Origin of the sequence: Marinobacter santoriniensis NKSG1, assembly GCF_000347775.1 — a bacterium.
GTDB classification, from domain to species: Bacteria; Pseudomonadota; Gammaproteobacteria; order Pseudomonadales; family Oleiphilaceae; genus Marinobacter; species Marinobacter santoriniensis.
The window spans coordinates 63,383-83,305 of the sequence record NZ_APAT01000015.1 but is presented as its reverse complement, the minus strand read 5'-3'; the positions used below and the strand labels follow the sequence as shown (position 1 = coordinate 83,305).

The 19,923-nt window shown below is 59.3% G+C and carries 21 protein-coding genes and 1 tRNA gene; 12 read left to right on the top strand and 10 right to left on the bottom strand.

Annotated elements, in window-relative coordinates:
• Positions 1–18: 18 nt before the first annotated feature.
• The 4 genes from MSNKSG1_RS06145 (at position 19) to MSNKSG1_RS06130 (ending at position 2,657) form a co-directional block, all read left to right on the top strand.
• A complete protein-coding gene (locus tag MSNKSG1_RS06145) occupies positions 19–468 on the top strand; it encodes a SixA phosphatase family protein (protein WP_008938385.1) in 450 nt (149 codons plus the stop codon).
• 41 nt (positions 469–509) lie between these two features.
• On the top strand, positions 510–1,406 hold the full coding sequence (locus MSNKSG1_RS06140) for a radical SAM protein (RefSeq protein WP_008938384.1): 897 nt from the start codon (positions 510–512) through the stop codon (positions 1,404–1,406).
• Positions 1,407–1,424: 18 nt separating this feature from the next.
• Complete coding sequence (locus MSNKSG1_RS06135) at positions 1,425–1,994, top strand: DUF1285 domain-containing protein (RefSeq protein WP_008938383.1); 570 nt, start codon at positions 1,425–1,427, stop codon at positions 1,992–1,994.
• A 201-nt stretch (positions 1,995–2,195) separates the two neighbouring features.
• Positions 2,196–2,657: an FKBP-type peptidyl-prolyl cis-trans isomerase gene (locus MSNKSG1_RS06130; RefSeq protein ID WP_008938382.1), complete on the top strand. Its 462-nt coding sequence runs from the start codon at positions 2,196–2,198 to the stop codon at positions 2,655–2,657.
• A gap of 126 nt (positions 2,658–2,783) precedes the next feature.
• Here MSNKSG1_RS06130 and MSNKSG1_RS06125 read toward each other — a convergent pair whose 3' ends face one another.
• Positions 2,784–4,436: an electron transfer flavoprotein-ubiquinone oxidoreductase gene (locus tag MSNKSG1_RS06125; RefSeq protein ID WP_008938381.1), complete on the bottom strand. Its 1,653-nt coding sequence runs from the start codon at positions 4,434–4,436 to the stop codon at positions 2,784–2,786.
• A gap of 416 nt (positions 4,437–4,852) precedes the next feature.
• Between MSNKSG1_RS06125 and MSNKSG1_RS06120 the strand changes: the two genes are divergently transcribed.
• Together MSNKSG1_RS06120 and MSNKSG1_RS06115 are read left to right on the top strand one after the other, a co-directional pair.
• The gene (locus MSNKSG1_RS06120) at positions 4,853–5,602 is read left to right on the top strand and encodes an electron transfer flavoprotein subunit beta/FixA family protein (protein ID WP_008938380.1); all 750 of its coding nucleotides are present in this window, start codon (positions 4,853–4,855) and stop codon (positions 5,600–5,602) included.
• Positions 5,603–6,544 (top strand): electron transfer flavoprotein subunit alpha/FixB family protein, encoded by a 942-nt coding sequence (locus tag MSNKSG1_RS06115; RefSeq protein ID WP_008938379.1) that lies wholly within the window; start codon positions 5,603–5,605, stop codon positions 6,542–6,544.
• Positions 6,545–6,588: 44 nt separating this feature from the next.
• Here MSNKSG1_RS06115 and MSNKSG1_RS06110 read toward each other — a convergent pair whose 3' ends face one another.
• Together MSNKSG1_RS06110 and MSNKSG1_RS06105 are read right to left on the bottom strand one after the other, a co-directional pair.
• Entirely contained in the window at positions 6,589–7,053 is a 465-nt protein-coding gene (locus MSNKSG1_RS06110) for a hypothetical protein (protein ID WP_008938378.1), read from the bottom strand.
• A gap of 17 nt (positions 7,054–7,070) precedes the next feature.
• Positions 7,071–7,400: a hypothetical protein gene (locus MSNKSG1_RS06105; RefSeq protein WP_008938377.1), complete on the bottom strand. Its 330-nt coding sequence runs from the start codon at positions 7,398–7,400 to the stop codon at positions 7,071–7,073.
• A 191-nt stretch (positions 7,401–7,591) separates the two neighbouring features.
• On the opposite strand from MSNKSG1_RS06105, the gene MSNKSG1_RS06100 reads away from it, so the two are divergent.
• Both MSNKSG1_RS06100 and MSNKSG1_RS06095 read left to right on the top strand, forming a co-directional pair.
• Positions 7,592–8,002: a hypothetical protein gene (locus MSNKSG1_RS06100; RefSeq protein WP_008938376.1), complete on the top strand. Its 411-nt coding sequence runs from the start codon at positions 7,592–7,594 to the stop codon at positions 8,000–8,002.
• A gap of 40 nt (positions 8,003–8,042) precedes the next feature.
• Positions 8,043–9,284: a saccharopine dehydrogenase family protein gene (locus tag MSNKSG1_RS06095; RefSeq protein WP_008938375.1), complete on the top strand. Its 1,242-nt coding sequence runs from the start codon at positions 8,043–8,045 to the stop codon at positions 9,282–9,284.
• On the opposite strand, the gene cydC is transcribed toward MSNKSG1_RS06095, so the two are convergent.
• From cydC to MSNKSG1_RS06075, 4 genes are read right to left on the bottom strand one after another with little or no spacing between them, the layout of a single operon-like run.
• Entirely contained in the window at positions 9,281–10,897 is a 1,617-nt protein-coding gene (cydC, locus tag MSNKSG1_RS06090; RefSeq protein ID WP_008938374.1) for a thiol reductant ABC exporter subunit CydC, read from the bottom strand. The genes MSNKSG1_RS06095 and cydC overlap by 4 nt on opposite strands.
• Positions 10,890–12,575, bottom strand: a complete 1,686-nt coding sequence (gene cydD, locus MSNKSG1_RS06085) for a thiol reductant ABC exporter subunit CydD (protein ID WP_008938373.1) — start codon at positions 12,573–12,575, stop codon at positions 10,890–10,892. The genes cydC and cydD overlap by 8 nt, the downstream gene beginning before the upstream one ends.
• The gene (cydB, locus tag MSNKSG1_RS06080) at positions 12,576–13,577 is read right to left on the bottom strand and encodes a cytochrome d ubiquinol oxidase subunit II (RefSeq protein WP_008938372.1); all 1,002 of its coding nucleotides are present in this window, start codon (positions 13,575–13,577) and stop codon (positions 12,576–12,578) included. It abuts the gene before it with no gap.
• A 1-nt stretch (position 13,578) separates the two neighbouring features.
• Positions 13,579–15,009 (bottom strand): cytochrome ubiquinol oxidase subunit I, encoded by a 1,431-nt coding sequence (locus tag MSNKSG1_RS06075; RefSeq protein ID WP_008938371.1) that lies wholly within the window; start codon positions 15,007–15,009, stop codon positions 13,579–13,581.
• A 187-nt stretch (positions 15,010–15,196) separates the two neighbouring features.
• Between MSNKSG1_RS06075 and MSNKSG1_RS06070 the strand changes: the two genes are divergently transcribed.
• The 4 genes from MSNKSG1_RS06070 to MSNKSG1_RS06055 all read left to right on the top strand — a co-directional run bounded on the left by MSNKSG1_RS06070 (position 15,197) and on the right by MSNKSG1_RS06055 (position 17,957).
• On the top strand, positions 15,197–15,826 hold the full coding sequence (locus MSNKSG1_RS06070) for a class I SAM-dependent methyltransferase (protein ID WP_008938370.1): 630 nt from the start codon (positions 15,197–15,199) through the stop codon (positions 15,824–15,826).
• Between the two features lie 82 nt (positions 15,827–15,908).
• Positions 15,909–15,995, top strand: a tRNA-Leu gene (locus MSNKSG1_RS06065).
• 295 nt (positions 15,996–16,290) lie between these two features.
• Entirely contained in the window at positions 16,291–17,025 is a 735-nt protein-coding gene (locus MSNKSG1_RS06060; protein ID WP_008938369.1) for a tyrosine-type recombinase/integrase, read from the top strand.
• Positions 17,026–17,141: 116 nt separating this feature from the next.
• Positions 17,142–17,957: an IS91 family transposase gene (locus MSNKSG1_RS06055; protein WP_040886771.1), complete on the top strand. Its 816-nt coding sequence runs from the start codon at positions 17,142–17,144 to the stop codon at positions 17,955–17,957.
• 320 nt (positions 17,958–18,277) lie between these two features.
• Here the strand turns inward: MSNKSG1_RS06055 and MSNKSG1_RS06050 are convergent, their stop codons facing one another.
• The 3 genes from MSNKSG1_RS06050 to MSNKSG1_RS06040 all read right to left on the bottom strand — a co-directional run bounded on the left by MSNKSG1_RS06050 (position 18,278) and on the right by MSNKSG1_RS06040 (position 19,892).
• Positions 18,278–18,532 carry a Txe/YoeB family addiction module toxin gene (locus MSNKSG1_RS06050; RefSeq protein WP_008938367.1) on the bottom strand — a complete coding sequence of 85 codons (255 nt, stop codon included), beginning with the start codon at positions 18,530–18,532 and terminating at the stop codon, positions 18,278–18,280.
• Positions 18,529–18,780, bottom strand: a complete 252-nt coding sequence (locus MSNKSG1_RS06045) for a type II toxin-antitoxin system Phd/YefM family antitoxin (protein WP_008938366.1) — start codon at positions 18,778–18,780, stop codon at positions 18,529–18,531. The genes MSNKSG1_RS06050 and MSNKSG1_RS06045 overlap by 4 nt, the downstream gene beginning before the upstream one ends.
• 194 nt (positions 18,781–18,974) lie before the next feature.
• On the bottom strand, positions 18,975–19,892 hold the full coding sequence (locus tag MSNKSG1_RS06040) for a LysR family transcriptional regulator (RefSeq protein WP_051067765.1): 918 nt from the start codon (positions 19,890–19,892) through the stop codon (positions 18,975–18,977).
• Between the last annotated feature and the right edge of the window lie 31 nt (positions 19,893–19,923).

Here is a 19,923-nt window from a genome sequence, read left to right as displayed (position 1 = left end):
GCAATTTCGGAGGCTCCCGTGCAACTGATCGTCATGCGTCACGGTGAGGCGGGGTGGCATACCCTGGACCAGGAGCGGGAGCTCACCGAAGCGGGCCGCATGGCGGTCGGACGGGTCGCGCACCAGATCGGCGAATCGCCCTGGAGGCCCGCGCTGATCTGGAGCAGCCCCTACGTGCGAGCCCGTCAAACAGCGGGCATTATGGCGGAAATCCTGAACGCCGAGATAGAAGAAAAACCCTTTATCACGCCGGACGATGACCCCGGCCTCTGTCTGGACGCGCTCCTCGAGAATCCCGCTTCTCCGCTGCTGATTGTCTCCCACATGCCGTTGGTCGGCAGCCTTTCAACTCTGCTCGTGGACGCCCACCGCCGGGGTATTCCGTTCATGACTGCCCAGGCCGTGGCACTGGAAATGCCTGTGATTGGCCCTGGCTGTGCAGACTTGAAAACCCAGTTTTTGCCTTGATGGTCTAATGTCAGGCAACCCATTCAGACACGGAACATCACATGTACAGCTTTCCCATTGACTATGTGGAGCCGGTTTTCCGGCCCCCCAGTGAAGCAAAATCACTGATCCTGCCGGTCACCAATGGCTGTTCCTGGAACCGGTGCACCTTCTGCGAGATGTACACCCAGCCCCAGAAAAAATTCCGCGCCCGCAAGCCCGAGGAGATTCAGGCGGATATTGAGCGGGCGGCGGAGAGCCTGGGCGGCGTCCGGCGGGTGTTTCTGGCCGATGGCGATGCCATGGTTCTGCCGACCCGTCGGTTGCTGGAAATCCTGGGCCAGCTTCGGGAGGCCTTTCCCGATCTCCACCGGGTGTCGAGCTACTGTCTGCCCCGCAATCTGGTGAAGAAGTCGGTAGAAGAGCTGGCGGAACTCCGCGAAGCCGGGCTGGCGTTCATGTACGTCGGCATGGAATCCGGTGACGACGAGGTGTTGCGGCGCGTGAACAAGGGGGAGACTGCGGAATCCACCCGATCGGCCTTGCTGAAGATTCGCGAAGCCGGCCTCACCAGTTCCGTCATGGTATTGAACGGCCTGGGTGGCGAAACCCTGTCCCGGCAGCATGCCATCAACACCGCGAAGCTCTGCAACGAAACCCAGCCCGACTACCTGTCCACGCTGGTGGTGAGTTTCCCGCAAGGGGAAAAGCGGTTCCGCGAGGGCTTCGGCGATGATTTCAGGCCGCTCTCCCAGCAGGGGCTGTTCGAGGAAATCCGTCTGTTTCTCGATCATCTGGAACTGGAGAAAACCGTGTTCCGGAGCGACCATGCGTCCAATTACCTGGTCCTGAAGGGAATTCTGGGGCGGGACAAGGTGTCTATGCTTGAACAGGTTAACCTGGCGATATCCAGCCCCGGTGCCGTTCCGATCCGGGCCGAATGGATGCGTGGTCTCTGAACGAAGGAGGTGCGAATCATGGACAAGAATCCGGAAACCTTTGCCAAGGAGGTCGAGGACTCTGTCAGCAAGAACCCCGGCCAGCCACCGCTGGATCAGTGGCATCCTGAATTGTCGGGGGATATGGATATGGTGATCCGCCGGAACGGGCAGTGGATCTTCAAGGGGGAGCCGCTCACCCGGGAAGCCATTGTCCGTTTGTTCTCGACCATCCTCCGCAGGGAGGACGATGGCGAGTTCTACCTGGTCACCCCTGTCGAAAAGTGGCGGATCAAGGTCGAAGATGCGCCCCTGCTGGCTCATACGCTGACGGTCAGGGGCTCCGGGGAGGATCAGATTGTTTCTGTGACCACCAACGTGGGTGAAACGCTGGATATCGGCGAGGAGCACCCGCTGGACGTGAGCGAGTATCCCGGAACCGGCGAACCGAGGCCGGTGGTGCTCGTTCGCCACGGCGTCGAGGCACGTCTGCTGACATCGGCGTTCTACGATCTCGCCGCTCATCTGACCGAGCGGACGGTTGAGGGCGAGACGGTCTACGGCGTGGTAAGTGGCGGAAAATTCTGGAAAGTCGGGCAGGGCGGTTGAAAAACCCCGGCCTGCCCCCATCAAATACGGTAGAAAACGCAACCACTCAGTTGTTAAACTGTGTTTTCTCACTTGTTATCGAGCCTGGCTCTCTAACGAGGCCCGGTGGTCGTTAGTCCCTCTGTGCAGTCTGGCTGTTCATGATCACTTTCGATTACCTACATTCATAAATACAGTCATTGCGACACGCAAGGAGATAAAATGGCCCAACCTCGTGTTGTCACCATTCACTACACCCTCACCAACGACCAGGGCGAGCAGCTTGATTCCTCGCGCGTAGAAGGTCGTGAGCCGCTGACTTATCTGGAAGGCGCGCAGAACATCATCGGCGGTCTCGAAACTGCACTGACCGAGAAGGCGTCTGGTGATCAGGTGAAGGTATCCGTTGAGCCTGCAGAAGGCTACGGCGAAGTTAATGAAGAGCTGATCCAGCCGGTTCCGCGTTCCGCCTTTGAAGGCGTCGACACCATCGAGCCGGGTATGCAGTTCCAGGCGCAGACTCCGGGCGGCCCCCAGATCGTTCGCGTCGTGGAAGTTGGTGACGAGACCGTGACCATCGATGCCAACCACCCGCTGGCTGGCCAGACCCTTCACTTCGACGTTGAAGTGGTCGAGACCCGCGAAGCCACTGACGAAGAGCAGGAGCACGGTCACGTGCACTAAGCTTTTCTGAAAGCTGGTTTTGAAAGGCGGCTCCTGTGGAGCCGTTTTTTTATGTCTGGCTTTTGATCTTGTGGCATAAAAAAAGCGGCCCCGAAAGGCCGCATTTTTTGTGGGAACTACCGAACCTTACATGTTCGGGTAGTTCGGACCACCGCCGCCTTCCGGCGTCACCCAGTTGATATTCTGGGCCGGGTCCTTGATGTCACAGGTCTTGCAGTGGACACAGTTCTGGGCGTTGATCTGGAACTTCTTGCCACTGCCGTCCTCTGCCTCCACAACCTCGTAAACGCCGGCCGGACAGTAACGCTGTGCCGGTTCGTCGTACTTCGGCAGGTTTTCCTGAATCGGAATGTCCGGATTGGTCAGCTTCAGGTGAACCGGCTGATCTTCCTCGTGGTTCGTGTTGGAAATGAACACCGAGGACAGGCGGTCGAAGGTCAGGTTGTTATCCGGCTTCGGATAATTGATCTTCTTCGCCTCGGAGGCCGGCTTCAGAGTCGCGTAATCCGGCGTGGTATCGTGGAACGTGATCGGCAGGCTGCCGTGCAGGATATTCTGCTCGAAGTAGGCGATAGCGCCGCCCACGATGTTACCGAACTTGTGCATGGCCGGGCCGAAGTTACGCTCCGCGTAAAGCTCCTTGTACAGCCAACTTTCCTCGAATTTCTTCTGGAAGCCGGTGAGTTCTTCACCAGTCTTGCCGTCCTTGAGTGCTTCGAAGACGGCTTCGGCGCCCAGCAGGCCGGATTTCATGGCGGTGTGCGAGCCCTTGATCTTGGAGCTGTTCAGGGTGCCGGCGTCACAGCCCAGCAGGAGGCCGCCGGGGAAGCTCATTTTGGGCAGGGCATTGTAGCCACCCTTGGCAATCGCACGGGCCCCGTAGGACACTCGCTTGCCGCCTTCGAGGTACTTCTTGATTTCCGGATGCAGTTTGAGCCGCTGGAATTCCTCGAACGGGCTCAGGTGCGGGTTGCTGTAGGACAGGTCGGTGATCAGGCCGACATACACCTGGCCATTTTCCAGGTGGTACAGGAAGGAGCCGCCGGTGGAACCGGATTCGTTCAGCGGCCATCCAGTGGTGTGAATGACCAGGCCCGGCTCGTGTTTCGCCGGATCGATGTCCCACAGTTCCTTGATGCCGATGCCGTAATGCTGCGGATCCTTGCCTTCGTCGAGCTTGAAGTCGTTGATCAGGCGTTTGCCCAGGTGACCGCGGCAGCCTTCGGTGAACAGGGTGTACTTGGCGCGAAGCTCCATGCCCGGCATGTAGCCGTCTTTTTCAGAGCCGTCACGGGCAACACCCATGTCGCCGGTGATAATGCCTTTCACCTGGCCGTCCTCGACGATGGTCTCGGACGCGGCGAACCCCGGATAAACCTCAACGCCCAGCTGCTCGGCCTGTTCGGCCAGCCAGCGGCAGAGGTTGCCCAAGCTGATGATGTAGTTGCCATGGTTGTGCATGTTCTTGGGCACAAAGGCATTCGGAACCTTGGTGGCCTTTTCCTGGTTCTTCAGCAGGAAAATGTCGTCCCGAGTGACGGGCGTGTTGAGCGGGGCACCTTTCTCTTTCCAGTCCGGGAAGAGTTCGTTCAGGGCCGTCGGCTCGAATACGGTACCGGCGAGGATGTGCGCACCGATTTCAGAACCTTTTTCCACCACGCATACGGTCAGTTCTTCGCCGGCTTCCTGCGCCAGTTGCATGACGCGGCAGGCTGCCGACAGGCCCGCAGGGCCGCCGCCGACGATCAGAACATCAAATTCCATCGATTCGCGTTCCACGTTGGTCTCCTCAAACAGCTTCTATTGGATATTATTGCCCGCAGGCCAGTTCAGGGGCGTCATCATACCGGTAAAAATGCCTATAGACGACAACCCGGAGCCGAATAAAGCGGCTTATATCGCCAAAAGCATACCGGAATTGGAGAATCAAACAAACGTTTGTTTGAAAATTCGGCCAAGCTTTGGCATTGTACGTGTACACCGAAATATCGTGTGTTTTGAGTCGATTTTTAGTATCGTCTCATTGCCGGTCCGGGTCAATACCGGTCAACTGGCTTTAAAAGCGGTCCCGGTGCGTCGATTGAGGCTATTGACCCTTTTGACCTTTGCCTGCAGTATTAGTCCGCACTTATTTTCGGCAGGCTCTCCGCGAGGATTGCGAGTCATTAAACCCATCGTAGAAGAACGAGGAATCTATGAAGGTTCTGGTCGCTGTAAAACGAGTTATCGACTACAACGTGAAGGTGCGCGTCAAGCCGGACAACACCGGTGTTGACCTCGCCAACGTGAAGATGGCAATGAACCCGTTCTGTGAAATCGCTGTTGAAGAAGCGGTTCGCCTGAAAGAAAAGGGTGTTGCCAGTGAAATCGTGGTGGTGTCCATCGGCCCGAAGGCTGCACAAGAGCAGATTCGTACCGCTCTGGCCCTGGGTGCCGATCGCGGAATCCACGTCGAGACCGACGAAGAAGTCCAGTCTCTTGAGGCGGCCAAGCTGCTCAAGGCTGTGGTCGAGAAAGAAGAGCCCAAGCTGGTTATTCTCGGTAAGCAGTCCATCGATTCCGACAACAACCAGACCGGCCAGATGCTGGCTGCGCTGACCGGAATGGGTCAGGGCACTTTCGCATCCGAAGTGGTTGTTGAAGGCGACAAGGTTAACGTAACCCGCGAGGTAGACGGTGGTCTGATGACCGTTTCCCTGAACCTCCCGGCCGTTGTGACGACTGACCTGCGCCTGAACGAGCCTCGCTACGCGTCACTTCCGAACATCATGAAGGCCAAGAAGAAGCCTCTGGACTCCATGGCCCCGGCTGACCTGGGTGTTGAAGTAGCACCGCGTCTGTCCACCCTGAAAGTTGAAGCCCCGGCAGCACGCCAGGCGGGTATCAAGGTGGCTGACGTAGCTGAGCTGGTTGATAAACTGAAGAACGAAGCGAAGGTGATCTAAATGAGCATCCTGGTAATTGCTGAACACGACAACAGCAGCCTGAAGCAGGCTACCCTGAATGTTGTAGCGGCTGCCAAGGCCATTGGCGGTGACATCGACGTACTGGTTGCCGGCGAGAACTGTGGTGCCGTTGCAGAGGCTGCTGCGAAAGCAGAGGGCGTTAACAAGGTCCTGGTGGCCGATAACGCTGCCTACGGTCACTTCCTGGGCGAAAACCTGGGCGAGCTGGTTGCTGAACTGGGCAAAGGCTACAGCCACGTGCTGGCAGCTGCCGGCACTACCGGTAAGGACTTCATGCCGCGCGTTGCAGCACTGCTGGACGTTGCCCAGGTGTCCGACATCATTCGTGTCGAGTCTGAAGACACCTTCGTTCGTCCGATCTACGCCGGTAACGCCATCGCGACTGTGAAGTCCAGCGACAGCATCAAGGTTGTCACCGTTCGTCCGACCGCCTTTGATCCCGTTGCTGCTGAAGGTGGCTCTGCCTCCGTTGAGCAGTGCGACGTGGTGAAGGATGCCGGCCTGTCCTCCTTCGTGGGCGAGCAGAAAGCCGAATCCGATCGTCCGGACCTGGCGTCTGCCGGTATCGTTATCTCCGGTGGTCGTGGCATGCAGAACGGCGATAACTTCAAGATGCTGGAAAACGTTGCAGACCTGCTGGGCGCCGCCGTTGGTGCGTCCCGTGCAGCGGTTGACGCCGGTTTCGTACCGAACGACATGCAGGTTGGCCAGACCGGTAAGATTGTTGCTCCGCAGCTGTACGTTGCGGTTGGCATCTCCGGCGCCATCCAGCACCTGGCCGGTATGTCCGACTCCAAGGTGATCGTTGCGATCAACAAGGACGAGGAAGCGCCGATCTTCCAGGTAGCCGATTACGGCCTGGTTGCGGATCTGTTCGAAGCGGTACCGCAACTTGAAGAAGAGCTGAAGAAAGTTCTGTAACTTTCGGATGTTCAAGAAAAAAGGCACCCACAGGGTGCCTTTTTTTATGGCCGTTTGGTGGGCCGTCGGCGTCGGGACGCGATGCGCTTTTCCGCCTTACTGATGATCAGCGTGTCCGCCAGTATGTGGAGGGCGCGATTGGTGGTCTTGACCGCCCCGTAGATCTCTGTGGTCTTTCGGTCGTGGGTTTCCTGCACCCGACGGGCGCTTTTCCGGAAACCTTCATCCCTCGAGAACAGGTCAATCAGGCCGAAGGTTGTGCCGGAGATGGCTTTGTGGACCTTCTCGATGGTGCTGGCGCCGCCGGTGACCGTGCCCTCAAGCACTTTGGCCCGATTGCGCACCTCGAGAAGATCCATACGGCGTTTCTGGATCTGGCTGAGTTCGCGAATCTGTTGAGAGAGCACGCGGCGAACCTGTCGCCGGGATTGTTGCAGCTCATTCATACCCAGCCCCAGCAGCGTTGCGGGGACCAGTAGCAGGAGAAACAGGGCGAGTTCAGTGGCCATGGCTGTCTATTACCATCTCAACGATATTCAATCTGCATATCGACATCGATTTGCCGCTCCGCCAATTCCCGTTCCAGCTCCTTCATGACCTCCTGATAGACCATCTTGCTGACCATAACGGGCAGGTGGTCGGCGAGGAAGCGGGCCGATCGGGACTCTTTTTTGGCGACGGAAATCGGATCCCGGACCTTCACCGTAAGCACAAGCTCGGGGTCGTCGCCGACCTCGTCCATGTCTTCCCGGGCGAGGATCTGGCGAATGATCTTCTTTTGCTCCAGTGTCTGCCAGTAAAGAAAGGCACTGAAAAGCGATAACAGAACGCTGATTGCGAGCAGAAACGTCAGCAACGGGCACCTCCACCGCGAATGGTTGTTGTAGTGGATGAGTGTGCAGCAAGCGGGCCGGCAAACGATTGGCCGAGACGACGCAGAGGTCAACCAGACCCGGAAACTGGAAGCAGAGCACAAAGCTGCTACCTTGATTTGCAGCTTTGACAAAGGATTCGGAGAATCATCCCACGGGACAAGTGAGACTGACTATGGAATGGCTCAAGGCATTTATTGCCGGATTTCTGGCCACACTGATCTTCCATCAGGGCCTGTTTACCGTCTTTTACCTGGCGGGGCTGGCTCCCAATGCACCCTTCAACCTGACCCCGGTTCCGCCGTTCGGGGTTCCGCAGGTCATTTCCCTGAGCTTTTTCGGAGGCCTTTGGGGGATCGGTCTGTGGCTGATCCTGCGGCGTTCCGTGGGCTCGCGTTTCTGGCTCGGACATGTCGTCGCCGGCGCGGTGGGGCCGACGGTGATTGCCATGCTGGTGGTGTTTCCGCTCAAAGGGCTTGAGGCCACGCCCCAGATATGGGTCGGGGGGCTTATCCTTAACGGTTTCTGGGGGCTCGGAGTGGCTATTCTTATACGGCTGATGCGTCAGGGCCCTGCATTATCCTGATTTGAACCAACGTGAGATTACGCAAGACAAGGACCTGTGAATGACAAATAACTCGGACTCCCCGTTTGATCTGGTTGTTTTTGGCGCGACCAGCTTTGTGGGCAGCATTCTGACCCGGTACCTCCTGGAGACCTATGGCACCGACGCGTCGGTTCGCTGGGCCATTGCCGGACGCTCCAGCCAGAAGCTGGCCAGACTCAAGGGCGAACTCGGCAGCGAAGCCGATAATCTTCCTGTTGTCCTGGCGGACTCCTCCGATGACGCGTCACTGCAGGCCATGTGCCAGCAGACCCGGGTGGTGATCTCCACCGTGGGGCCCTACGCGTTGTATGGCGAACCCCTGATCCGCGCCTGTGTCCGTAACGGCACCGATTACTGCGACCTCACCGGCGAGGTTCAGTGGATCCGCAAAATGATCGAGCGCTACGAAGAAGAGGCACGTTCCTCCGGTGCCCGCATCGTCCACTGCTGTGGTTTTGATTCCATTCCGTCGGATCTGGGTGTCTGGTTCCTCCAGCAACAGGCTGAGCAGACCTTCGGCGAACCCTGCAAGGACGTCCGCATGCGCGTAAAAGCGGCCAAGGGCGGTCTTTCCGGCGGCACCGTGGCGTCCATGATCAATATTGCGAAGGAAGCCGGCGCGGACCCCCAACTGCGTAAGGAGCTGGCTAATCCCTTCTCGATCTGTCCGGCGGACCACCGGTCCGAAACCCGTCAGCCAAGCCTGAAAACCGCGGAATTCGATGAGACCTTCGGGGTCTGGCTGGCGCCGTTTGTGATGGGTGCGATCAATACCCGCATTGTTCACCGGTCGAACGCATTGCAGGGCGCCCGTTACGGCAAGGAATTCACCTACGACGAAGCCATGATGACCGGCCGTGGTTTCAAGGGCAGGGCGGCTGCCTACGCCATGACCGGGGCGCTGGGCGCCTTCTTTACGGCGTCTGCTATCAAACCGACCCGCTGGATTGTCGAGAAACTGGTTCCCAAGCCCGGCGAAGGTCCGAGCCCCGAAGAGCAAAAAGCCGGTTTCTTCGATCTGCGCTTTTCCGGGCGAACCGAGTCCGGCAAGACGCTGATGTCGAAAGTGACCGGTGACCGGGACCCGGGCTACGGTTCCACCAGCAAGATGCTGGGCGAAGCCGGCATGTGCCTGGCGTTCGACATTGACCAGGAGCGTCCCGGTGGTTTCTGGACGCCGGCGTCGCTGCTGGACGGAAACCTGCTCACCCGGCTCCAGAAAAAGGCCGGCCTGACCTTTGAAGTGGTCAAGGCAGGCTAGTAACGGAGGTGCATTACCCGGTCCGTGGTGGGCAGTGCATCAGGCCCATGAGCCAGGCTCAGGACGGTTTTGCCAGCCAGCCAACGGTCCATGCGCTTGATGATCTGTTCGCGGGTGTCGCTGTCGACGCCCGTGAATGGTTCGTCCAGTATCACCAGTGACCGGGGCGTCAGTAACACCCTTGCCAGCGCGACACGGCGGGCCTCCCCGCCGGACAGACGGCTGCCGGTACTGCCCAGCCAGGTATCAAGTTGCCTGGCCTCTTTGGCGAATCTGTCCCCCAGGCTTACCAGTTCCAGCACCTGCCAGAGTTCGGCATCCGAAGCTGCGGGATTGCCCAGGATAAGGTTGGCCCGGAGTGTGTCTTCGAACAGCACCGTCTGCTGGGTCAGATAGGCGCAGGGAATGCTGGCCAGCCGCCCCTGAGTCGGTGGCAGCAACCCCGCCAGAGTATCCGCCAGAGACGATTTTCCACTGCCCGAGGGGCCGACGATGCCCAGCCGCTGACCTTCTGCCACCGTCAGATCGAAATGAGTCAGAAGCGGTGGCAGGTCGTCGTGCCGAACGGTGATGCCGCTTGCCTCGATGGCTATACCGTTTGAGGGAAGCGGTGCCTCATCGGTTCCGGATTCGTTCGCTGGCGTAGTATCGCGATTCAGCCGGGCCGCCGCCGCCAGGGTGCCACCGAGTTTCCCGAACGCATCGGGCAGCATCGTGTAAACCTCAACCAGCCCGAGCAGGGCGATTGGAAGCAGGACCAGCACGGGCCCGGTCAGGTGCGCGGATTCATGGAGGTGGAAGCCGGCCCAAAGGGCGAAGACGGCGGAAAGATTCAGAACCAGGTGACTGGCGGCCTGATGCCAGCCCACCCGCGTTTCGGACCGGGTCTGCTCAACGTTCATCTGATGGGCCTGCCGCAACAGCCAGGATCCATGCCGGCCGAGCCGTCCTGCCGCCCTGAGTTCCGCAAAGCCTTCCAGATGCTCCACCACCGCGGTGCGAAGCGCCTCCTGCTGGTCGCTCTGCCGGAACGCCAGGTCCCGGGTACGGAAGAACACGCCTGCAGTCGCGATCAGGAACGCCAGTAGTCCAAACAGCAGGATCGCGATGGCGACGGTACCATCAAACAGGACCCAGGCCAGCAAGGCCACCAGACCGGTGACCACAAGCGCCAGCGCGGCGGGGGCGATCAGCCTGAGGTAGAGCGTGTCGAGGGCGTCCACGTCGCTGGTGAGGCGGGACAGCCACTGGGCGCCCGACAGTCGGGATCGTCCGGTTCGGCTTGCGCCGGTCAGCTTCCGGAACAGGGTGGTCCGGATTTCGGTCAGCAACCGCAGGACGGTGTCGTGGTTGTACACCCGTTCCATATAACGGGCCACGGTCCGGGACACCGCAAAAAAGCGGATAGCACCGCCGGGCACGTAGAGATCGATGGTCGCTTTCACGCCGGCGGCGAGCAGCAATCCCACCAAGGCGGTCTCGGTAATAAACCAGCCGGACACGGCCAGCAGGGCAATGCCGGAGATCAGGGTGGCGAGAATCAGCAGAGCCCCGATAAACAGGCGGCCACGGCGTTTCAGGATCAGGCGAAGCCACGGAGTCAGGTCACGCATCGGAGACCTCCCCCTGGTTTACCGCCAGAATCCGGTCGGCCAGCGACAGCAACGCATGGTGGTGGGTGGAGAAAATCAGCGTCTTGCCGGCTTCGCTCAGTTTGTGGAGCGACTCCAGCACAAAAATTTCGCTGTCCGCATCCAACCCTGCGGTGGGTTCGTCCAGCAGGATCAGGTCGTAATCCGCCACGAAAATACGCGCCAGGCTCAGCCGGCGGGCCTGCCCACCGGACAGGCCACGACCGTCCTCCGAAATGGGACTGTCGATGCCCTCGGGCCGGCCGTTCACCAGATCCCCCAGGCCAACCCGTTTGAGGGCCGTTTCGATGGCCACATCGGAGGCGTCGGGTGAGGTAAGCCGGAGATTGTCCGCCCAGGTTCCCTGTACCAGGAAGCCGCGCTGGCCCAGCCACCCGAAGCTGAAACTCCCCGGTTCCCGGCCGAACACCTGAATGCTCCCGGACGACGGTGTCAGGAACCCGGCCAACAGATGCAGCAACGTCGACTTGCCGCCACCGGAAGGGCCGGTGAGTGCAATCGCCTGGCCCCGGGGAATCGTTAACGACAGCCCACGGAGGAGGTCGGCAGACGCGTCCGCGTAGCGGAAGGTGACATCCTGGAGCTCTATGGTCCCGGTGGTGTCCGTTTTCGCCTCGACAGCTCGGGGCGGTGTCCCGGCCTCCTGCTCGAATTGCTGAAAACGGGCCAGGATTTCGGCGCTGGCTCCCAGCGCTGCCGCGCGGTCGTGATAGTGCTGGGAGAGGGTGCGCAGCGGCTGAAAGAACTCCGGAGCCAGCAGGAGAATGAGCAACCCGTTGAACAGGGTCAGCTCGTCCGCCGGACCGAACTCGATGTAGCCGAGCAGCCCGAAGCCGATGTAGATCGCGATGACAGCGATGGCTACGGAGGAGAAGAACTCCAGCACCGCCGACGACAGAAACGCGACTTTCAGGGTTTTCATGGTGACCTTGCGATACCGGTCGGAGCGATGCTCGATGATCTCCGCCGCCGGTTCGGTCTGGCCGAACAGTTGCAGTGTGGTCAGCCCCCGTACCTTGTCCAGGAACTGCCCGGAAAGCCGGCTGATGGTTTCGAAATGCTGTTGATTCAGCTTCTCGGCGCCCATGCCGACCAGCGCCATGAAGAGGGGAATCAGCGGCGCAGACAAAAGCAGGAAAATCGCAGCAAGCCAGTCCAGCCAGAACACCAGCGCAAGGATCATCAATGGAATGATGACGGACAGGCTCATCTGGGGCAGGAACCGGGCAAAGTAGCCGTGCAACGATTCCACGTGGTCGATCCATTCCCGGGCCAGCGCCCCGGCGGATTCCTGGCCTGTAACAATTGGCCCGGCCGCCTGCCAGTGCTGATGAATCTGTCGACGAACGGCTCGCCGTACCTGGGCGCTTGCGTGGGTGGCCATGCGGGTCTGAAGCCCCTGGAAAAGGGCGCGCACCGCCATGGCGCCGATCAGCGCAAGAAAGAGATAGGTCAGATGGGAGACCGGGGTCTTTTCGATCAGGCCCCGGTAGACAATAAGGGCCAGAAGTACCATCTGGCCGATGGTGGCGACGCCGGCCAGGGTACCGAAGAGTACGGTACCCTGTATCCACCGGCGGTTGCCGTCAGCAAGCTCCGTGAGCCAGCGCCGGGTTGTACGCTGTTCCGGAGCCGTCACTTAGTGGTAACCCTCACCCGGACGGACCTTGCCACGGAACACCCAGTAGGACCAGGCGGTGTAGGTCAGGACGATCGGGATGACGAACAGCAGGCCCAGTAGCAGGAACAGCTGTGAGTTATAGGCTGAAGCGGCGTCCCAGAGGGTGTAGTTGGGCGGAACCACGTAGGGCCAGCGGCTGACCACCAGACCCAGGTAGGTGGTGACGAACAGGCCCATGGTGGCCACGAACGGCATGCCCTCGAACCGATTGCGCACCGACCGGAAGATCTGGAAGGCGCACAGCAGGGTCAGCACCGGCAGCACCCAGATCACGCTGAGGTTGGAGAACCAGCGATCCCGGACCATGTCATCCACGAACGGGGTCCACACGCTGATGATGCCAAAGATGATCAACACCGCAGCCAACAGCGGCAGCGTGATGCGATACGCCCATTCCTGCAGGCGACCCTCGGTTTTCATGATCAGCCAGGTGGACCCGAGAAGGGCGTAACCAGCGAGCATGCCGAGGCCGGTGAGGACCGTGAACGGGGTCAGCCAGTCCAGGGCACCGCCGACGTACACGCCATTGGCGGTCTCGAAGCCCTGGATGTAGGTGCCAACCACCGCGCCCTGAGCAAAGGCCGCTACCGTGGAACCGCCGGCAAAGGCCCAGTTCCACAGGTAGCGCGACGTCCGCGCCTTGAACCGGAACTCGAACGCCACGCCGCGGAAGATCAGACCTGCCAGCAGCAGGAAGACACCGATGTACAGCGCCGGCAGGAAGATGCTGTAGACCATGGGGAAGGCGGCCAGCAGGCCGGCACCGCCCAGCACCAGCCAGGTCTCGTTTCCGTCCCAGACCGGTGCCACAGAGTTCATCATGGTATCCCGGTCGGTCTCACTGGGCGCGAACGGGAACAGGATGCCCACCCCCAGGTCGAAGCCGTCCATCAACACGTACATGATGATGCCAAAGCCGATGATAAACGCCCAGATCAGGGCCAGATCGAACTGTTCCATTTTACTGCCCTCCCTGATTGGCGGGTTTGCCGTGATCGTTTTCGCCGATTTCAAACGGCACATGGGCCGCGGAGAACGGACGCGAGGGACGATCGGACTCGTTCTCCTCATCGTCCTGCTCATCTTCAAGCCCGACGTACAGCACCCGCATGAGATAGTAGACACCGGCTGAGAACACACAGGCGTACACCACGATATAGCCGATCAGGGTGAACAGTGCCATACCGCCGGTCAGCGACGGTGTGACCGAGTCCGCCTGGCTCATGATGCCGTAGACCAGCCACGGCGCCCGGCCGGTTTCAGTCACGAACCAGCCGGTCAGGACCGCCAGGAACGGCGCGATACTCATGAACCGAAGCCCCTGGAGGAACCAGTTGGTCTTGTAGAGGCGGCCCCCCTTACGCAGGAACAGGCCCGCCACCGCGAACAACACCATCAGCACGCCCATGGCCACCATGATCCGGAACGACCAGAACACGATGCCAACCGGCGGTTGCTCGTCTACGGGAATGTCCTTGAGGCCCGGCACAACACCGTCCCAGGAGTGGGTCAGGATCAGGCTCGCCAGCCCCGGAATACCCACTTCCACCAGGTTGCTCTGGCTTTCCTGATCGGGAATGGCGAACAGCAGCATGGGCACGTGGGACGAGGTTTCCCAGTTACCTTCCATGGCCGCCACTTTCTCCGGCTGGTGTTCCAGGGTGTTCAGACCGTGGAAATCGCCCACCAGCACCTGGGCCGGGGCAATGAACAGCAGCAGCCACAGGCACATGGACAGCGCCTTGCGGTTGGCCTCGACCTCACGACCTTTCAGGAGGTACCAGGCGCTTACACCAGAGACCACGAAACCGCCGGTCAGGAAGGAGGCGAGCACCATGTGGGTGAAGCGGTACGGGAACGAATCATTGAAGATGGCGGCGCTCCAGGAAGTCACATGGAACATGCCGTCTTTCAGCTCAACGCCGGCCGGAGTCTGCATCCAGCTGTTGGCCGCGAGAATCCAGAATGCCGAGATAAAGGTGCCTACCGCGACCATGATGGCAGCGAACAGGTGGACGCCCGCCGGGACCTTGTGGCGGCCGAAGAGCATGACCCCGAGGAAGCCCGCCTCCAGGAAGAACGCCGTGACCACCTCGTAACTGAGAATCGGGCCGAGGAAGTTGGCGGAGGCCTGGGCGAAATTACTCCAGTTCGTGCCGAACTGGAAGGACATCACGATACCCGACACCACGCCCATTCCGAAAACCACCGCGAACACCTTCGTCCAGAAGCCCGAGAGTTTTTCCCAGACCGGATTGCGGGTTTTGAAGGCCAAACCTTCAAGTACGGCGATATAGGATGCGAGGCCGATGGTAAACACCGGAAATATGGCGTGAAATGACACCACAAACGCGAACTGGATTCGCGATAGGATAAGAGGATCAAGTTCCATGGGAACCTCCGGCAAAACCATACATCACAAAAGAACAAGCGCTGCTGGAGCACTCGCTCAGCCGCTGCCTTAGCTCATATTGTTCTGTTGTTATTACCGGCAGATGGTGAACATGCTACATAAAATTCATAAACGCCAACAGGTCAGAATGTCGCACCGTTGACTTAAAACAATTATGGTGATTTCAATGAGTTTTTACGAAGACCGGATACTTCCGCACATCATAGACAAGGCCTGCTCAATGGGCCAGGTCATGAAGTTACGGAGCCAGGTCGTGCCGCAGGCGAGGGGCATCGTCCTTGAAGTCGGTATGGGCTCCGCCATCAACCTCGAGTTCTACGACCAGTCACAGGTGGAACTGGTGTACGGCCTTGAGCCGTCCGAAGGCATGCGCAGGAAAGCGCAGCCAAACCTCAGCCGATCCGGCGTCACCGTGGAATGGCTCGACCTGCCGGGTGAGAAAATCCCCCTGGACGACGAATCCGTCGATACCGTCCTGCTGACCTTCACGCTGTGCACCATCCCCGACAGCCAGGCCGCCCTGGAACAGATGAAACGCGTGCTGAAGCCGGGCGGAGAGCTGCTGTTCCTCGAGCACGGCCAGTCCGTCGATCACAGCGTGCGCAAATGGCAGGACCGCATAACCCCGGCCTGGAAGAAACTCGCCGGTGGCTGCCATCTCAACCGTCACATCGGCGACCTGATCGGGGAGGCGGGTTTCGATATCCAGGAACTCAACAACCTCTATGTGCCGGGCGCGCCGAAGATCGCCGGTTATATCTACCAGGGCAGGGCGATCAAGCCGCACGCAAGCTGAATGAGGGGCGGTTGGCGGATTGAGAATTGCGTTACCAGACACGGCCTTATACAATTCCGCCCCTCAAATCTCCCTCCGAAATGCCCGGATGGTGAAATTGGTAGACACAAGAGACTTAAAATCTCTCGGCCGCAAGGCCGTGCCGGTTCGATTCCGGCTCCGGGCACCATTAAAATCAAATCCTTATAATCCGATTTTTCTCTCGCATTGAATACACAGTGGCGGGCCGGGCCATTGGTGTGTGTCGCTCAAATTGTCAGAACCAAATCAAGATGCATGCACACCTGGCGTAAAAACGAGAAGCCACGCGATTACACGGCAACAGCAGTCCGACTCGGCTAAGTTGTTGTTGAACTAAACCGCTTCGCGGTAGCGAATGGGCCCGGGATTTCCCGCGAGATCAGGTGAACTGACGGATACTTTTGATGAGCCCAGGTGGGCTTTTCAGAAGAGGAGAATCCGTCATGACACCGTTACGTCAGACCATGATCCAGGCCATGTGCCAGCATGGCTTTTCCCCCCGAACCCAGCAAAGTTATCTCTATGTGGTAACCGAGCTGGCTCGATACTACCGGCGCTCGCCGGATCAACTGCAAGTCGATGACCTGCAGGTCTATTTCAACTACCTGGTCCAGGAGCGCGCCCTGTCACCCGCCAGTTGTCGCCTCTACCTTCACGGCATCCGGTTTTTGTACCTGCAAGTGCTGCACTGGGCGCACTTCGATGTGACGCTGGTCTTACCCAAGCGGCCTCAGCGCATTCCGGAACTGCTGACCCGCCAGGAAGTCGCTCGCCTACTGTCTGCAGTTTCCTACCCCAAGCATCAGGCGTTGTTGTCTATCATCTATGGCTGTGGCCTGCGGGTCAGTGAAGCGGTGGCGTTGCAGGTGAAGGATGTTGATGGTGAACGTTCCCTGCTTCGGGTTGATCAGGGTAAGGGAGCCAAGGACCGGATGGTGCCCATGGCACCGGAACTGCTCCGTCTGCTTCGTCAGTATTGGCGGGTTCGTCGGCCCATGCCGTGGTTATTTCCCAGTGATTTGCTGCCGGATCGGCACCTTCATATCACCACACCCCAGAAGGTTTACCACCAGGCCAAGAGCGCCAGTGGCATTCACAAAGGCGGAGGCATTCATGCCCTGCGCCATGCCTACGCCACCCACCAGTTAGAACAGGGCGTTGCCCTGCATGAGTTGTAACGACTGCTGGGGCATAGCGATCTGCGCAGCACACAGCGGTATTTGCACTGGCTGCCCGGAGTGACACCTCACAACCGTGGACCGGTCGACCTGATGGCCGGTCTGGGAGGTGGATGATGGCCAGTTTACTGACCGTCCAGACGATTCTGGATCGGTTCCTTCCTGAGGAGCCACTGGATGGCCATCGCCTCAAGGTATGTGCCCGGTTAACCGGGTGCCGGACGGCCCGCATGGGCGGCATGGAGGTGCAGTGTGATCACTGCAAGGCCCGCTCGGTCTGTTATTACGGCTGCCGGGACCGACATTGCCCCCAGTGCCAAGGCCGCGCGAGCCAGCGATGGAGCAACCGCCAACGGGCATTATCGCGGCGCTTTCGGGGGCGAATGGTGTCGTTGCTGAGAGTGTCGGCGAACGCCGGTGAACTGTATCGGGTGACCAACAGCGGTGAGGTTGATGGCCTGCTCGACGGCCTGATGCAACAGGAGTGGGTTGTCTATACCCGACACTGCCTGAACCAGGCCGATACGGTTGTCGACTATCTCGCTCGCTACACTCACCGGATCGCCATCAGTAACGGGCGGTTGTTGTCGATGGAAGGTGACCGGATCTCGTTCCGATACAAGGATTACCGGGATCATGGGCGGCTAAAGACCCAATGGCTGGAAGGACAGGAGTTCGTCAGGCGGTTTCTGATGCATATTCTGCCAAAAGGGTTCATGCGCATTCGCCACTTTGGTTACCTGAGCAACCGAACGCGACGACAAAAGCTGGCCGTCATCCGACAGTGCCTGTTACAGCCACCCCAACCAGAATCAAACCGAGTGAACCAGGAACCGCCTCGTTGTTGGCCTTGCCTGCGCTGCAATGATGGCCTGGTTCACATGGTTCGTCAGATCCCGCGCTTCAGAATCGTGGCGGTGCCAACCGGCTAGCCTTCGCGCTGTACTGATCTGGCGGGTGATCGCTTACGGTTCCTTGTGAGCTGGGCCGGTGTGCGGCCCGGGACTGGAAAAAGCAGCATCTGCGGGGTAGTCTGAGCTAAATCACAATAAGGAATCGGCCAATGATGGATATAACCCGGCTACTGTTCACTGGTGCTGAGGTCCTTCGGCAGCCAGCCTCACCGTTCCGAGCCCTGCCTCCCGATTACTTTACCCTTATGCGTCGCCCGACAGCTTCGGTGCCGGCGGCTTAGTCCAACAGACATTTAAAGGTCATGCTGCGCACGACCATTAAATGCTTAGGTGTTAAATCAATAGTGGTACCGGAGCTGGGCGATGAGCAAAGCGTCATCCGTGACCTTGTAAACGATGCGGTGTTCTTCGTTAATTCGGCGGGACCAGTAACCAGCGAGGCTGTGTTTGAGGGGTTCCGGTTTGCCGACACCCTCGAACGGTTCTCGTTTGGTCTCCTTGATAAGCTTGTTGATGCGATTCAGGATTTTTTTGTCGGTTTTCTGCCAGTACAGATAGTCTTCCCACGCGTTCTCGGAGAAGATGAGTTTCATTCAAGAAGTTCCTTTTCCTGACCATTGCCTTGCTCCAGCTCTGCAACGGACTCTAGCAAACGACGAGCGTTTTTGGGTGCGCGCAGGAGGTATGCGGTCTCTTGCAATGCCTCATAGTCCTCAAGAGAGATCATGACCACGGACTGCGATTTGCTTCGGGTGATGATCACGGGTGCATGGTCTTCACAGACCTGTTCCATGGTTTTTGCCAGATTGGTTCTAGCGGATGTGTAGCTAATGGCATCCATAAGGCTGCTCCTGTACAGGATCTTGTTCCTGTGCAGGATAACGTACATATGAGGATTTAACAATCGGCTGCACAGCGACCGCTTTTCCGCCGCTTCGCGGCTCCAAACCGGCGCGTGAGGCGGGCGTTATATTTTCACGGGCCCGTTTACACAACCTCGGCCCATAAACCGCCAAATCCTGCCCAGGGGCGCAGTCAGTCCACCACCCAGTCACTGAGCGCATCCGCCAGATGATCGAAGACCAACCTGACCCGGCGCACTGAACGCAGTGATTCATGCATGGCCAGCCACATCGGCAATTCAAAGCTCAGTGACTCGGGCAACACCGCCTCAAGTTCCGAGTCGCGTTCAGCCAGACGCTTGAACATGGGGCCAATACCCAGGCCGGCCCGGATGGCCGCCAATTGGGCTGCGTTGTTATCGGTACGCAGGTCAAAATCACTGCGTTCAAGCGTCACGCCCCGTGCCCGCATAAAGCGCAACGCGGTGTCCTCGCGATCAAAACCAATGAGCGCGTGAGCGGAAAGGTCTTCCTGTGCCGTCGGTACACCCCGGCGTTTCAGGTAATTACGGTGGGCATACAGCCCCCCTTCAACCTGGCCCAGGTGGCGGGCCACCAGGGCACTCTGCCGGGGCGGTGTCATCCGCACAGCGATGTCGGCTTCCCGTATCAGTAGGTTGGACAGTCGGTCCGAGGTGACCAGCTCCAGCGCTATATCCGGATAGCGTTCGCGCAACGGCAGCAGCGCTCGGGGCAGAATTTCACACCCCACCACTTCGCTGGCCGTTATGCGAACGGTGCCACTGGGGTCGGCTATCTCGCCGGAAGCTTCTCGCAGCAGTGCTTCAGCCGCTGCATCCATCGCTTCGGCATGGGGCAATAACGCCAGTGCGGCCTCGGTGGGTGCCAAACCACTGCGGTCGCGCCGGAACAATTCCCGGCCCAAGTGCGCTTCGAGCGCGTCAATGTGCCGTCCCAGCGTAGGCTGGGTTACCCCCAACTGCCGGGCTGCCGCCGACAGACTGCCTTCACGCACGACCGCCAGCATCGACCGGTAGTGACCCCAGTCGGCCACTATGTCCCTCGGCCGTCTCCTGCTTCTGATATTCATTTATGAATATCCTCCATGCATTTATCGCCAA

Coding starts and splice junctions, on each gene's coding strand:
- MSNKSG1_RS06075 (WP_008938371.1), bottom strand. CDS start 15,009: ATGGAACTTGATCCTCTTATCCTATCGCGAATCCAGTTCGCGTTTGTG.
- MSNKSG1_RS06110 (WP_008938378.1), bottom strand. CDS start 7,053: ATGGCCACTGAACTCGCCCTGTTTCTCCTGCTACTGGTCCCCGCAACG.
- MSNKSG1_RS06095 (WP_008938375.1), top strand. CDS start 8,043: ATGACAAATAACTCGGACTCCCCGTTTGATCTGGTTGTTTTTGGCGCG.
- cydB (WP_008938372.1), bottom strand. CDS start 13,577: ATGGAACAGTTCGATCTGGCCCTGATCTGGGCGTTTATCATCGGCTTT.
- MSNKSG1_RS06120 (WP_008938380.1), top strand. CDS start 4,853: ATGAAGGTTCTGGTCGCTGTAAAACGAGTTATCGACTACAACGTGAAG.
- MSNKSG1_RS06135 (WP_008938383.1), top strand. CDS start 1,425: ATGGACAAGAATCCGGAAACCTTTGCCAAGGAGGTCGAGGACTCTGTC.
- MSNKSG1_RS06050 (WP_008938367.1), bottom strand. CDS start 18,532: ATGAAACTCATCTTCTCCGAGAACGCGTGGGAAGACTATCTGTACTGG.
- MSNKSG1_RS06130 (WP_008938382.1), top strand. CDS start 2,196: ATGGCCCAACCTCGTGTTGTCACCATTCACTACACCCTCACCAACGAC.
- MSNKSG1_RS06060 (WP_008938369.1), top strand. CDS start 16,291: ATGACACCGTTACGTCAGACCATGATCCAGGCCATGTGCCAGCATGGC.
- MSNKSG1_RS06040 (WP_051067765.1), bottom strand. CDS start 19,892: ATGAATATCAGAAGCAGGAGACGGCCGAGGGACATAGTGGCCGACTGG.
- cydC (WP_008938374.1), bottom strand. CDS start 10,897: ATGCGTGACCTGACTCCGTGGCTTCGCCTGATCCTGAAACGCCGTGGC.
- MSNKSG1_RS06115 (WP_008938379.1), top strand. CDS start 5,603: ATGAGCATCCTGGTAATTGCTGAACACGACAACAGCAGCCTGAAGCAG.
- MSNKSG1_RS06140 (WP_008938384.1), top strand. CDS start 510: ATGTACAGCTTTCCCATTGACTATGTGGAGCCGGTTTTCCGGCCCCCC.
- MSNKSG1_RS06100 (WP_008938376.1), top strand. CDS start 7,592: ATGGAATGGCTCAAGGCATTTATTGCCGGATTTCTGGCCACACTGATC.
- MSNKSG1_RS06045 (WP_008938366.1), bottom strand. CDS start 18,780: ATGGATGCCATTAGCTACACATCCGCTAGAACCAATCTGGCAAAAACC.
- MSNKSG1_RS06070 (WP_008938370.1), top strand. CDS start 15,197: ATGAGTTTTTACGAAGACCGGATACTTCCGCACATCATAGACAAGGCC.
- MSNKSG1_RS06055 (WP_040886771.1), top strand. CDS start 17,142: ATGGCCAGTTTACTGACCGTCCAGACGATTCTGGATCGGTTCCTTCCT.